Here is a 12,892-nt window from a genome sequence, read left to right as displayed (position 1 = left end):
CACGATGCCTGCGCCGCATCACCGAACCGGGACGACACTCCGAAATGCGTACGTATGGAAGCTTGTATGGCTCAGCGTGCTGGGTCAGCGGCGACGACGAGTTCGGCTTGTCCTTGCCGCCTTCGCGCGCTTGGCGGCGAACCTCACACCGCCCGGACTTTCACCCACCTCGACCCGTACGACGGTGGACAACGGGTCGACGATGCCTTCACCGACATGGAGGACCGAGGTCTCCACGACTCCGAGCTTGCTCAGCGCGGCCCGGGCGCTCTGGATCTCCTCCTCGGCGGTGTCGCCCTTGAGCGCCAGCATCTCGCCGTAGGGACGGAGCAGAGGGACGCCCCAGCCGGCCAGGCGGTCCAGCGGTGCCACGGCTCGTGCCGTCACCACATGCACCGGAGGAACCTTCCCCAGCATCTCCTCGGCCCTGCCCCTGACCACGGTCACGTGGTCCAGGCCCAGCAGCTCGACGACCTCCTGCAGAAAGTTCGTACGCCGCAGCAAGGGTTCGAGAAGGGTGATCTTGAGGTCCGGCCGGACGAGGGCGAGCGGGATGCCCGGCAGACCGGCGCCCGAGCCGACGTCGCACACCGTCACCCCCTCCGGGACGACCTCGGAGAGCACAGCGCAGTTCAGCAGGTGACGCTCCCACAACCGGGGAACCTCACGCGGGCCGATCAGGCCGCGCTTGACCCCGGCATCCGCGAGCAGCTCCGCATACCGCACGGCCTCCGGAAAAAGCTCTCCGAACACCGTCCGCGCCGCCTCGGGCGCCTGGGGAAGCTCCGCTGCCTCCGTCACGGGAACCGTCCTTCCGTACCGCACTGCCGCACAGGGCTGTGGTGGCTGACTATCAGGCTGACAAAGATCGGCCCCGCCTGCGAACAGACGGGGCCGAGGGAACACGTGGGTCAGGCAGGGAGTACGACGACGAAGCGCTGGGGCTCCTCGCCCTCGGACTCGCTGCGCAGGCCGGCGGCCGCGACCGCGTCGTGGACGACCTTGCGCTCGAAGGGCGTCATGGGGTCGAGCTTCACCGGCTGGCCGGTGGTCTTGACCTCGTTGGCCGCCTTGGCGCCGAGCTCGGCCAGCTCGGTGCGCTTCTTCGCCCGGAATCCGGCGATGTCGAGCATGAGACGGCTGCGGTCACCGGTCTCACGGTGCACAGCCAGGCGCGTCAGCTCCTGAAGAGCCTCGAGGACTTCGCCGTCCCGGCCCACGAGCTTCTGCAGATCCCGGCTGCCCGCGTCACTGATGATCGAGACCGCGGCGCGGTCCGCCTCGACGTCCATGTCGATGTCACCGTCGAGGTCGGCGATGTCGAGCAGGCCCTCGAGGTAATCAGCCGCGATCTCCCCTTCCTGCTCGAGGCGGGTCAGGGTGTCGCCACCCTCGGCGGCGGCGGAGATGGTGCCTTCCGTCACGGATGGACTCCTTCTTACTTCTTGGACGACGGGTGCTTGGGGCGCTGCTGGCCCTTGCGCTGCCCGGACTTCGCCTGTCCGGGCTTGGTCTGGCGGGATCCGGTGGCCTTGCCACCGCCGGCCTTGGGCTGGACGCCCTCGGCGGACTCGTCCTTCTGCAGCGACGTCTTGGACACGGAGTCGGCCGGGCCTTCGTCACCCTTGGCCGCACCCACGGCGCCGGCGGCGGACTGGCGCCGCGCCTTGCTCTGCCGCTTGGGCTGCTGGCGCCGCTGGGCGCCACTGCCGCCCTCGGCCTCGGCCACCGCCGTCTCGCTCTTCGTCACGGTGCCGTCCGCCTGGGCGGCCAGGCCGGCCTTGGCCAGCCCGGTGATGAACCGGCGCTCGTTCTCGTTGCGGTCCGACCCCTTGGCCACGATCGCCTGGACGACCGACCGCTTGCGGCGCGAGCGGACCTCGCCGTGCGCGACGACGCCCTTGAGGAGGCGCTGCAGGTAGTGGTCCTGCGCCTTGCTGCCCGGCGTCGGGTTCTGGTTGATGACGTACATCTGCTGGCCCATGGTCCACACGTTGGTGGTCAGCCAGTAGACGAGGACACCGACCGGGAAGTTGATGCCCATGACGGCGAAGATCACCGGGAAGATGTACATCAGCATCTTCTGCTGCTGCATGTACGGCGTCTTGACGGTGAGGTCGACGTTCTTCTGCATCAGCTGGCGCTGCGTGTAGAACTGCGACGCAGACATCATGATGATCATGATCGCGGTGACGATGCGGACATCAGTGAGGGAGGCGTTGAGTGCCTCGACCTTGGCCGGGTCGTCCATGAACTTGGCGGCGATCGGAGCGCCGAAGATGTGCGCCTCACGCGCACTGTTCACCAGGCTCTGGTTGAGGACACCGATCTCGTCACCCGAGGCGATCTTGCTGAGCACGTGGTACAGAGCGAAGAAGAACGGCGACTGCGCGAGGATGGGCAGGCACGAGGAGAGGGGGTTCGTCCCCGTCTCCTTGTACAGCTTCATCATCTCTTCGGACTGACGCTGTCGGTCGTTCTTGTAGCGCTCCTGGATCGCCTTCATCTTCGGCTGGAGCGCCTGCATGTTCCGGGTCGACTTGATCTGCTTCACGAAGAGCGGGATCAGGCAGATCCGGATGAGGATCACCAGCGACACGATGGACAGTCCCCAGGCCCAGCCCGTGTCCGGGCCGAAGATCGCCCCGTAGAGCTTGTGGAACTGGACGATGATCCACGAGACAGGTGTGGTGATAAAACTGAAGAGACTGGCAATCGTGTCCACTAATCAGGCTCCTTGAGCATTGGGCGAGGTCTCTGCGGCCGGGCTCGGGGTTCCGGGGGCCGACCCCAGGGCAGGCACATCAGCGGCGGAGTGCCCGCCCTTGCTGCCGCGCAAGGCATCGCGCAGCATTTCGTGCCACCGTGGGCGCTTGCGCGGGGGCACATGATCCACGCCGCCCGGCGACCACGGATTGCACCGCAGGATCCGCCAGGCGGTCAGGGCCGTGCCTTTCACCGCACCGTGCCGGTCGATGGCCGTAAATCCATAGTGGGAACACGACGGGTAGTACCTGCAGACAGGTCCCAGCAGCGGGCTGATCGTCCACTGATAGATCTTGATCAGTGCCAGCAGTGGGTACTTCATCGCGCGCCCCCTCCCAGCAGCCGCTGCAGCGCGGCGTCCAGGTCTCGGGCCAGCTGTGCGTGTTCGGCGTCGCCCGCACCGGGCAGCGCCCGTACGACCACCAGGCTACCGGGGGGCAGCTCGGAGAGCCGATCGCGTATGAGGTGGCGCAGTCTCCGCTTGACCTTGTTGCGTATGACGGCACCGCCCACGGCCTTGCTCACGACGAAACCCGCACACGTCGGGGGAGCGCTCTCCCCAGGCGCGTGCGGGTCCGTTGCACCGCTGCGTAGATGGACGACGAGAAGCGGGCGTCCGGCCCGGCGTCCTCGGCGTACCGCAGTCGCGAAGTCCTCGCGCCGCCTCAGCCGATTCTCGGAAGGCAGCACGTCATGACCTGTACGCGATCAGGCGGACAGGTTGGCGCGACCCTTGCTGCGACGGTTCGCCAGGATGGCGCGACCGGCACGGGTACGCATGCGCAGGCGGAAACCGTGGGTCTTCGCACGACGACGGTTGTTCGGCTGGAAGGTGCGCTTGCTCACTCGGGGGCTCCAGAAATGATTCGTTGATGGCGGGACATCGCCTGGCTGTCACCGTGCGCCCACGAGTAGCTCGCGATTACGCCCGAGTGCACCGCTTCACAATCACAGACCGTGATCTTTGCCCATCGGAGGCAGGCGGCAGCAGCCATCGACAACTCGACCTGGTTACGGTACGCGCGGCTACGCCATCCGGTCAAACCAGGCCGTTGGCGGTCCCCGCTGTACACAGGCTGTGGACAACAACTTGAACCGCATGGCTCGGCCTGACTACCGTGGCTGAACTCGGATTCCTTTCCTGCCTGTCTTCCCATCCCGTCCCGAGAACCACACATTCGTGGGACCTGTGAGAGAGCGTGCTTCGTGGCTGATGTACCTGCCGATCTTGCCGCAGTGTGGCCACGAGTGCTGGACCAGCTCCTGGACGAGGGCCAGCAGGGCGTCGAGCCCAAGGACAAGCAGTGGATCGAACGCTGCCAGCCCCTCGCGCTCGTCGCCGACACCGCGCTGCTCGCCGTCCCCAATGAGTGGGGCAAGCGGGTGCTCGAGGGCCGCCTCGCCCCGCTGATCAGCGAGACGCTGAGCCGCGAGTGCGGCCGTCCGATCCGGATCGCGATCACCGTCGACGACTCTGTGGGTGAGCCGGCCGCCCCCCAGGCACCGCCCGCGCATCAGCAGCAGCAGCGCTACCAAGGACCTCAGCGCGACGATTCCCGCCCGACCGACGCGTACGACGGGCCGCGCCAGGGCGGCGACGCCTACGAGACCGGGCGCCAGAGCGGCCCCTACGACGGCGGCTACGGCCACCGCCCGTCCTCCGACGACGGCCTGCCGGAGGTGCGCCCGTCGTACCCCGAGTACCAGCAGCAGCGCCCCGAGCCCGGCGCCTGGCCGCGTACCCAGGAGGACCTCTCCTGGCAGCAGCCGCGCCTCGGCGGCTTCCAGGAGCGCGACCCGTACGCCTCCGCCCCGCCGAGCCGGTCCCAGCACGACTACCGGCAGCCGCCGGAGCGCCGGCAGTACGACCCGCGTGCCGAACGCCAGCTGCCCGAGCCGCAGACCCCGCACCGCGGCGGCCCCTCGGGCGCCCCCGGACCGCTCGGCGCCAAGCCCGCGCCCGCTCCCGGTCCCGGTCCCGGCGAACCGCACGCCCGCCTGAACCCCAAGTACCTCTTCGACACGTTCGTCATCGGCGCGTCCAACCGCTTCGCGCACGCCGCGGCCGTCGCGGTCGCCGAGGCGCCGGCCAAGGCGTACAACCCCCTGTTCATCTATGGGGAGTCGGGGCTCGGCAAGACGCACCTGCTGCACGCCATCGGGCACTACGCGCGCAGCCTCTATCCCGGCACCCGCGTGCGGTACGTGAGCTCCGAGGAGTTCACCAACGAGTTCATCAACTCGATCCGCGACGGCAAGGGCGACACGTTCCGCAAGCGCTATCGCGACGTGGACATCCTCCTGGTCGACGACATCCAGTTCCTCGCGAGCAAGGAGTCGACGCAGGAGGAGTTCTTCCACACCTTCAATACGCTGCACAACGCCAACAAGCAGATCGTGCTGTCCTCGGACCGGCCGCCCAAGCAGCTGATGACGCTGGAGGACCGGCTGCGGAACCGTTTCGAGTGGGGCCTGACCACCGACGTGCAGCCGCCCGAGCTGGAGACGCGTATCGCGATCCTGCGCAAGAAGGCCGTGCAGGAGCAGCTCAACGCCCCGCCGGAGGTGCTTGAGTTCATCGCGTCCCGCATCTCCCGGAACATCCGTGAGCTCGAAGGCGCGCTGATCCGGGTCACGGCGTTCGCCTCGCTCAACCGTCAGCCGGTGGACCTCGGTCTCACCGAGATCGTGCTCAAGGACCTGATCCCCGGCGGCGAGGACGCCGCTCCCGAGATCACCGCGACCGCGATCATGGCGGCCACGGCCGACTACTTCGGCCTCACGGTCGAGGATCTGTGCGGATCCTCGCGCAGTCGCGTGCTGGTGACGGCACGCCAGATCGCGATGTACCTGTGCAGGGAGCTCACCGATCTGTCGCTGCCGAAGATCGGCGCGCAGTTCGGCGGACGCGACCACACGACCGTGATGCACGCGGACCGCAAGATCCGCGCGCTGATGGCGGAGCGGCGGTCGATCTACAACCAGGTCACCGAGCTCACCAACCGCATCAAGAACGGCTGACCCAGCCGCCGGCACGGCCCGAAAAGGCGCCACGGGAGGAGATCCCGGGGGCGCCTTCTCGGCGTTCCAGGGCCTCTCTCGGAGCGCCGGGGCCGCTCGGCAGGCCGCCGTGCCGTCCTGTCACGGGACGGCTGTGTTCGAATACGTCCCGACCGGTGCCCGTTCTCCACAGGAGTGGGGGCGATCTTCCGTCCACAGCCTGGGGACCGGGAAGTTGTCCAGATACGGTCCACAGGACAGCCTGCGGAGGCACTGTAGGGCCAGCTCAGCAGGGTGTGGATTTGTGGCCGGACGCCCTCCACAGTCTGTGGACAGCCGAATCGTCCACAGACCTTGATCCACGTTGTCCACCGGCGGCCCACAGGCAGGGCCTCGTTGCCCACAGCTTTTCCCCACCCCTGTCCACTGTTCGGCAACGCGACATCCCCGCTCACCGGGTCGAGTGAAAGGCATCACACCAAGGTGGTCGGTTGGCCTGTGGGGAACGTGGGTAAAGCTGGGGACGGCACTGGGGAGAAGTCCCTGTGGGCTGTGCATCGGGTGTGCAGAACTTTCGCGCGTCCACAGAATCACCCGGTTGTCCACCGGTCCCGCCCACAGGCTCAGTGGACAAAAAACGGGCTCTGACCTGCGCAGAAGGCGTTATCCACGGTTTCCACAGGCCCTACTACTACTCCCACTCAGAGTTACCGGGAAATTCGCTTGGAAGAGGGGCCTGTGCACAACTCGAGCCCGGAGCGCCCGGTACCTCTTGGCGCGACTTGACCCCGACCCGCACCAGCTGTCGGCGCCGTGCGTCAGACTGGTCTCCGGCATCAAGCCGACGACGAAGGCCAGCAGGGCGAGCCAGCAACAGCAGGAGGCGGTTCCGGTGAAGATCCGGGTGGAGCGCGATGTACTCGCGGAGGCGGTGGCCTGGGTGGCCCGCAGCCTTCCGGCCCGTCCGCCGGCGCCCGTACTCGCAGGCCTTCTTCTGAAGGCGGAGGACGGCGCCCTCAGCTTCTCCAGCTTCGACTACGAGGTCTCGGCCCGCGTCTCGGTGGAAGCCGAGATCGACGAGGACGGCACCGTGCTCGTCTCCGGCCGCCTGCTCGCCGACATCTGCCGCGCCCTGCCCAACCGGCCGGTGGAGATTTCCACAGACGGTGTACGGGCGACCGTGGTCTGCGGCTCCTCGCGGTTCACCCTCCACACCCTGCCTGTGGAGGAGTACCCGGCGCTCCCGCAGATGCCGACCGCGACCGGCACCGTGCCCGGCGAGGTCTTCGCCTCCGCCGCCGCCCAGGTCGCCATCGCCGCCGGCCGCGACGACACCCTTCCCGTCCTGACCGGCGTGCGGATCGAGATCGAGGGCGACACCGTCACCCTGGCCTCCACCGACCGCTACCGCTTCGCGGTCCGGGAGTTCCTGTGGAAGCCCGAGAGCCCCGACGCCTCCGCGGTGGCCCTGGTGCCCGCCAAGACGCTGCTCGACACCGCCAAGGCGCTGACCAGCGGTGACACGGTCACCCTGGCGCTGTCCGGCTCCGGTGCCGGTGAGGGTCTGATCGGCTTCGAGGGCGCCGGGCGGCGGACGACGACCCGTCTGCTCGAAGGCGACCTGCCGAAGTACCGCACGCTGTTCCCGACCGAGTTCAACTCGGTGGCCGTCATCGAGACCGCGCCGTTCGTCGAGGCCGTCAAGCGTGTCGCCCTGGTCGCCGAGCGGAACACCCCGGTGCGCCTCAGCTTCGAGCAGGGCGTGCTGATCCTGGAGGCCGGCTCCAGCGACGACGCACAGGCTGTGGAGCGTGTGGACGCGCAGCTGGAGGGCGACGACATCTCGATCGCCTTCAACCCGACCTTCCTGCTGGACGGTCTGAGCGCGATCGACTCCCCGGTCGCCCAGCTGTCCTTCACCACCTCCACCAAGCCCGCGCTGCTGAGCGGCAAGCCGGCCGTGGACGCGGAGGCGGACGAGGCGTACAAGTACCTGATCATGCCGGTGCGACTGAGCGGCTGATCAGCGGCTTTTGAGCGCCTGACCCCACAGGTGTGCACCCGCGTCCGGGCGTAGTCTCGGACGCGGGTAGGAAACGGCACACAACGATTGAGGAATCTCTGATGGAGCTCGGTCTCGTCGGCCTCGGCAAGATGGGCGGCAACATGCGTGAGCGCATTCGCCGCGCAGGCCACACCGTCATCGGCTACGACCGCAACCCGGACCTCGCGGATGTCCACAGCCTCGAGGAGCTTGTGAACAAGCTCAAGGGCCCGCGCGTCGTCTGGGTCATGGTCCCGGCGGGTGCCGCGACCCAGTCCACGATCGACGAGCTGGCGGAGCTGCTGTCCCCCGGCGACATCGTCGTCGACGGCGGCAACTCCCGCTGGACCGACGACGAGAAGCACGCCGAGGAGCTGGCCGCCAAGGGCATCGGCTTCGTCGACTGCGGCGTCTCCGGCGGTGTCTGGGGCCTGGAGAACGGCTACGCGCTGATGTACGGCGGCGACGCCGAGCACGTGGCGAAGGTCCAGCCGGTCTTCGACGCGCTCAAGCCCGAGGGCGAGTTCGGCTCGGTCCACGCGGGCAAGGTCGGCGCCGGGCACTTCGCCAAGATGGTCCACAACGGCATCGAGTACGCCATGATGCAGGCTTACGCCGAGGGCTGGGAGCTGCTGGAGAAGGTCGACTCCGTCACCGACGTGCGCGAGGTCTTCCGCTCCTGGCAGGAGGGCACGGTCATCCGTTCCTGGCTGCTCGACCTCGCGGTCAACGCCCTGGACGAGGACGAGCACCTGGAGAAGCTGCGCGGTTTCGCGCAGGACTCCGGCGAGGGCCGCTGGACCGTCGAGGCCGCGATCGACAATGCGGTGCCGCTGCCGGCGATCACCGCGTCGCTGTTCGCGCGGTTCGCGTCCCGCCAGGACGATTCCCCGCAGATGAAGATGATCGCCGCACTGCGCAACCAGTTCGGTGGCCACGCGGTGGAGAACAAGAAGTAATCCACAGGCTGTGCACCGCCATGCACAGCCTTGCCGGGGGAAGGTCGGCGCCACACCATGCACGTCACGCATCTGTCGCTGGCCGACTTCCGCTCGTACGCCCGGGTCGAGGTCCCTCTCGATCCGGGCGTCACCGCTTTCGTGGGCGCGAACGGCCAGGGCAAGACCAATCTCGTCGAGGCCGTCGGCTATCTGGCGACGCTGTCCAGCCACCGGGTGTCCTCGGACGCTCCGCTGGTGCGGATGGGGGCCGACCGTGCGGTGATCCGCGCCGCCGTCACCCAGGGCGAGCGCTCCCAGCTGGTCGAGCTCGAGCTCAACCCGGGCAAGGCGAACCGCGCCCGTATCAACAGGTCCTCGCAGGTCAGGCCGCGTGATGTGCTCGGGATCGTACGCACGGTCCTGTTCGCGCCGGAGGACCTCGCGCTGGTCAAGGGTGATCCCGGTGAACGCCGGCGCTTCCTCGACGAGCTGGTCACGGCCCGCTCGCCCCGCATGGCCGGAGTGCGCTCGGACTACGACCGCGTGCTCAAGCAGCGCAACACCCTCCTGAAGTCGGCCGCGATGGCGCGCCGGCACGGCGGGCGCTCCATGGACATGTCCACGCTGGACGTATGGGACCAGCACCTGGCGCGGGCCGGCGCCGAGGTGCTGGCCAGACGGCTCGACCTGATAACCACCCTCCAGCCCCTGACGGACAAGGCGTACGAGGCACTCGCCCCGGGCGGCGGTCCGATCGCCCTGGAGTACCGTTCCTCCTCCGGTCCCGCGGGCGCCGAGCACACCGGGCCCATGACGCGCGAGGAGCTGTACGAGCAGCTGATGGGCGCGCTGGCCGAGGCTCGCAAGCAGGAGATCGAGCGGGGTGTGACCCTGGTCGGCCCGCACCGTGACGACCTGCTGCTCAAGCTGGGACAGCTCCCGGCGAAGGGGTACGCGAGCCATGGCGAGTCCTGGTCGTACGCGCTGGCGCTGCGGCTGGCCTCCTACGACTTGCTGCGTGCCGAGGGCAACGAGCCGGTGCTCGTGCTCGACGACGTGTTCGCCGAGCTGGACGCACGTCGCAGGGAGCGCCTGGCGGAGCTGGTGGCCCCTGGTGAACAGGTGCTGGTGACGGCAGCCGTCGACGACGACGTCCCGCACGTGCTGGCGGGCGCCCGGTACGCGGTGGCCGACGGGCAGGTGGAGCGCGTATGAGCGAGGACGAGATCCCTTCGGCCGCCCGGGTTCCCGAGTCCTCGGGTGTCGACCTGGCACGCGTCGCGCTGCGCGCGGCCAAGGAGCAGGCGAAGGCCAAGGGCGCGGCCGCGCAGCAGAAGAAGCAGGCCAGGCGCGGCGGTGGGCTGCGCTCCGGTGCGCGGGCGGACGGTCGCGATCCGCTGCCGCTGGGCGCGGCGATCAACCGGCTGATCACCGAACGGGGCTGGGAGACCCCGGCCGCGGTGGGCGGTGTGATGGGCCGCTGGCCGCAGATCGTCGGCGAGGACCTGGCCAAGCACTGTGTACCGCTGCGCTACGACGAGGACCCGGACGAGCGCGTACTGACGGTCCAGTGCGACTCCACGGCGTGGGCGACGCAGCTGAGGCTGCTGGCTCCGCGGCTGGTGGCGCGGCTGAACGAGGACCTGGGGCACGGCACGGTCCGGGTGATCAAGGTGCTGGGCCCCGGCGGGCCGCAGCGCCGGTTCGGTCCTCTGCGGGCGCCGGGAAGCACGGGCCCGGGGGACACGTACGGCTGACCCGGCCCCGGTCGGGCGGCCCCGGGACAGGGGGAACCGGGCGGTACGTCCGAGGTGTCCCTCAGGGTAGCCGGAGGTTGACAGCCCGAAGCTCTCAAAGCCCGTGTGAGCCTCTTGGAGCCCCTTCCCGCATATGGGGAGTCGGACGGAGGAGGTTCAGGGCGGCACATGCGGACTCAGCTACCGGCAAACCCCCATTCATGTCGCCGGTACCGGTAGACTGGTGGACAATCCCGCGCCTCTCGCGGGACACGTCGATTAGATGCCGAACGACGCAGCCGGTCCCGCAATGACGGAGAGCGGCTTGTGCTGTGCCAGAAAGGGCGCTTCGTGGCCGATTCCGGCAACCCCAACGAGAACACCCTGTCCACTGCTGCCGGTGGGAACGGCGAGGTCAGCTCCTCGTACGACGCCAGCGCGATCACCGTCCTCGAGGGTCTGGACGCGGTCCGCAAGCGCCCCGGCATGTACATCGGCTCGACCGGTGAGCGTGGACTCCACCACCTCGTCCAAGAGGTCGTCGACAACTCCGTCGACGAGGCCATGGCCGGCCACGCCGACAGCATCGACGTCACGATCCTCGCCGACGGCGGCGTACGCGTCGTCGACAACGGCCGTGGCATCCCGGTGGGCATCCACCCCGTCGAGAAGAAGCCGGCCGTCGAGGTCGTGCTCACCGTGCTGCACGCGGGCGGCAAGTTCGGCGGCGGCGGCTATGCCGTCTCCGGCGGTCTGCACGGCGTGGGTGTCTCCGTGGTGAACGCGCTGTCCTACAAGCTCGCCGTCGAGATCAGGACGGACGGCTACCGCTGGACGCAGGAGTACAAGTCGGGCGTCCCCACGGCTCCGCTGGCCAAGCACGAAGAAGTGTCCGACTCCGGCACTGCGGTCACCTTCTGGGCCGATCCGGACGTCTTCGAGACGACCGAGTACTCCTTCGAGACGCTGTCGCGGCGCTTCCAGGAGATGGCCTTCCTCAACAAGGGCCTGACGATCACGCTGACCGACGAGCGCGAGTCCGCGAAGGCGACCATGCGCGCCGACGACGCGGACGCCTCCGCCGAGGCGGTCGAGGAGCAGCCGGCCCGCACCGTGAAGTACTACTACGAAGGCGGCATCGTCGACTTCGTCAAGTACCTCAACAGCCGCAAGGGCGAGCTCATCCACCCCACGGTCATCGACATCGAGGCCGAGGACAAGGAGCGGATGCTCTCGGTCGAGATCGCGATGCAGTGGAACTCGCAGTACACGGAGGGTGTGTACTCCTTCGCGAACACGATCCACACGCACGAGGGCGGTACGCACGAGGAGGGCTTCCGGGCCGCTCTGACGGGTCTGGTCAACCGGTACGCGCGCGACAAGAAGCTGCTGCGCGAGAAGGACGACAACCTCTCCGGCGAGGACGTGCGCGAGGGTCTGACCGCGATCATCTCGGTCAAGCTCGGCGAGCCGCAGTTCGAGGGCCAGACCAAGACCAAGCTGGGCAACACCGAGGCGAAGACCTTCGTGCAGAAGGTCGTCCACGAGCACCTGACCGACTGGTTCGACCGCAACCCCAACGAGGCCGCGGACATCGTCCGCAAGTCGATCCAGGCGGCCACCGCCCGTGTCGCGGCCCGCAAGGCACGCGATCTGACCCGCCGCAAGGGCCTGCTGGAGTCGGCGTCGCTGCCGGGCAAGCTGAGCGACTGCCAGTCCAACGACCCGACCCAGTGCGAGATCTTCATCGTCGAGGGTGACTCCGCCGGCGGCTCGGCCAAGTCCGGCCGCAACCCGATGTACCAGGCCATCCTGCCCATCCGAGGCAAGATCCTGAACGTGGAGAAGGCGCGGATCGACAAGATCCTGCAGAACACCGAGGTCCAGGCGCTGATCTCGGCCTTCGGCACCGGGGTCCACGAGGACTTCGACATCGAGAAGCTCCGCTATCACAAGATCATCTTGATGGCGGACGCCGACGTCGACGGCCAGCACATCAACACCCTGCTGCTGACGTTCCTGTTCCGCTTCATGCGGCCGCTGGTCGAGGCCGGCCACGTCTTCCTCTCCCGTCCCCCGCTGTACAAGATCAAGTGGGGCCGGGACGACTTCGAGTACGCGTACTCCGACCGCGAGCGCGACGCCCTGGTCGAGCTCGGCAAGCAGGCCGGCAAGCGCATCAGGGAGGACTCGATCCAGCGCTTCAAGGGTCTCGGCGAGATGAACGCCGAGGAGCTGCGCATCACCACCATGGACCAGGAGCACCGCGTGCTCGGCCAGGTCACGCTGGACGACGCGGCGCAGGCCGACGACCTGTTCTCGGTGCTCATGGGCGAGGACGTGGAGGCGCGGCGCTCGTTCATCCAGCGCAACGCCAAGGACGTCCGCTTCCTCGACATCTGAGT

Annotated in this window: 12 protein-coding genes; 6 read left to right on the top strand and 6 right to left on the bottom strand. The window is 68.3% G+C overall.

Going from position 1 to position 12,892, the window contains the following annotated elements:
- Nucleotides 1-84: 84 nt before the first annotated feature.
- From rsmG to rpmH, 6 genes are all read right to left on the bottom strand, one after another.
- Nucleotides 85-801: a 16S rRNA (guanine(527)-N(7))-methyltransferase RsmG gene (gene rsmG, locus QFZ82_RS20555; RefSeq protein WP_177149320.1), complete on the bottom strand. Its 717-nt coding sequence runs from the start codon at nucleotides 799-801 to the stop codon at nucleotides 85-87.
- Between the two features lie 110 nt (nucleotides 802-911).
- Nucleotides 912-1,424, bottom strand: a complete 513-nt coding sequence (locus QFZ82_RS20550; protein WP_177149321.1) for a R3H domain-containing nucleic acid-binding protein — start codon at nucleotides 1,422-1,424, stop codon at nucleotides 912-914.
- A 14-nt stretch (nucleotides 1,425-1,438) separates the two neighbouring features.
- Nucleotides 1,439-2,725, bottom strand: a complete 1,287-nt coding sequence (yidC, locus tag QFZ82_RS20545; protein ID WP_307714553.1) for a membrane protein insertase YidC — start codon at nucleotides 2,723-2,725, stop codon at nucleotides 1,439-1,441.
- A 3-nt stretch (nucleotides 2,726-2,728) separates the two neighbouring features.
- Entirely contained in the window at nucleotides 2,729-3,088 is a 360-nt protein-coding gene (gene yidD, locus QFZ82_RS20540) for a membrane protein insertion efficiency factor YidD (RefSeq protein WP_307714552.1), read from the bottom strand.
- Nucleotides 3,085-3,456, bottom strand: a complete 372-nt coding sequence (gene rnpA, locus QFZ82_RS20535) for a ribonuclease P protein component (protein WP_307714551.1) — start codon at nucleotides 3,454-3,456, stop codon at nucleotides 3,085-3,087. Before rnpA ends, yidD begins: the two co-directional genes overlap by 4 nt.
- Before the next feature lie 18 nt (nucleotides 3,457-3,474).
- Complete coding sequence (gene rpmH, locus QFZ82_RS20530) at nucleotides 3,475-3,612, bottom strand: 50S ribosomal protein L34 (RefSeq protein WP_018846094.1); 138 nt, start codon at nucleotides 3,610-3,612, stop codon at nucleotides 3,475-3,477.
- Nucleotides 3,613-3,972: 360 nt separating this feature from the next.
- On the opposite strand from rpmH, the gene dnaA reads away from it, so the two are divergent.
- The 6 genes from dnaA (at nucleotide 3,973) to gyrB (ending at nucleotide 12,890) form a co-directional block, all read left to right on the top strand.
- Nucleotides 3,973-5,787, top strand: coding sequence for a chromosomal replication initiator protein DnaA (gene dnaA / locus QFZ82_RS20525; RefSeq protein WP_307714550.1), 1,815 nt, complete (start codon nucleotides 3,973-3,975; stop codon nucleotides 5,785-5,787).
- An 871-nt stretch (nucleotides 5,788-6,658) separates the two neighbouring features.
- Nucleotides 6,659-7,789: a DNA polymerase III subunit beta gene (dnaN, locus tag QFZ82_RS20520; protein WP_177149470.1), complete on the top strand. Its 1,131-nt coding sequence runs from the start codon at nucleotides 6,659-6,661 to the stop codon at nucleotides 7,787-7,789.
- Nucleotides 7,790-7,875: 86 nt separating this feature from the next.
- Nucleotides 7,876-8,769 (top strand): phosphogluconate dehydrogenase (NAD(+)-dependent, decarboxylating), encoded by an 894-nt coding sequence (gene gnd, locus QFZ82_RS20515; protein WP_307717787.1) that lies wholly within the window; start codon nucleotides 7,876-7,878, stop codon nucleotides 8,767-8,769.
- Between the two features lie 57 nt (nucleotides 8,770-8,826).
- Nucleotides 8,827-9,966, top strand: a complete 1,140-nt coding sequence (recF, locus tag QFZ82_RS20510) for a DNA replication/repair protein RecF (RefSeq protein ID WP_307714549.1) — start codon at nucleotides 8,827-8,829, stop codon at nucleotides 9,964-9,966.
- The gene (locus tag QFZ82_RS20505; protein WP_307714548.1) at nucleotides 9,963-10,508 is read left to right on the top strand and encodes a DUF721 domain-containing protein; all 546 of its coding nucleotides are present in this window, start codon (nucleotides 9,963-9,965) and stop codon (nucleotides 10,506-10,508) included. The genes recF and QFZ82_RS20505 overlap by 4 nt, the downstream gene beginning before the upstream one ends.
- A 306-nt stretch (nucleotides 10,509-10,814) precedes the next feature.
- Entirely contained in the window at nucleotides 10,815-12,890 is a 2,076-nt protein-coding gene (gyrB, locus tag QFZ82_RS20500) for a DNA topoisomerase (ATP-hydrolyzing) subunit B (protein WP_307714547.1), read from the top strand.
- Nucleotides 12,891-12,892 lie beyond the last annotated feature (2 nt).

Origin of the sequence: Streptomyces sp. V4I23, assembly GCF_030817975.1 — a bacterium.
Classification (GTDB): Bacteria; Actinomycetota; Actinomycetes; order Streptomycetales; family Streptomycetaceae; genus Streptomyces.
Note: the sequence above shows the minus strand (reverse complement) of the source record. Positions and strands in the feature narration are given on the sequence as shown.

Bases quoted from the DNA above. Each gene is read 5' to 3' on its own strand.
- yidD (WP_307714552.1), bottom strand. From the start codon at position 3,088: ATGAAGTACCCACTGCTGGCACTGATCAAGATCTATCAGTGGACGATC.
- recF (WP_307714549.1), top strand. From the start codon at position 8,827: ATGCACGTCACGCATCTGTCGCTGGCCGACTTCCGCTCGTACGCCCGG.
- QFZ82_RS20505 (WP_307714548.1), top strand. From the start codon at position 9,963: ATGAGCGAGGACGAGATCCCTTCGGCCGCCCGGGTTCCCGAGTCCTCG.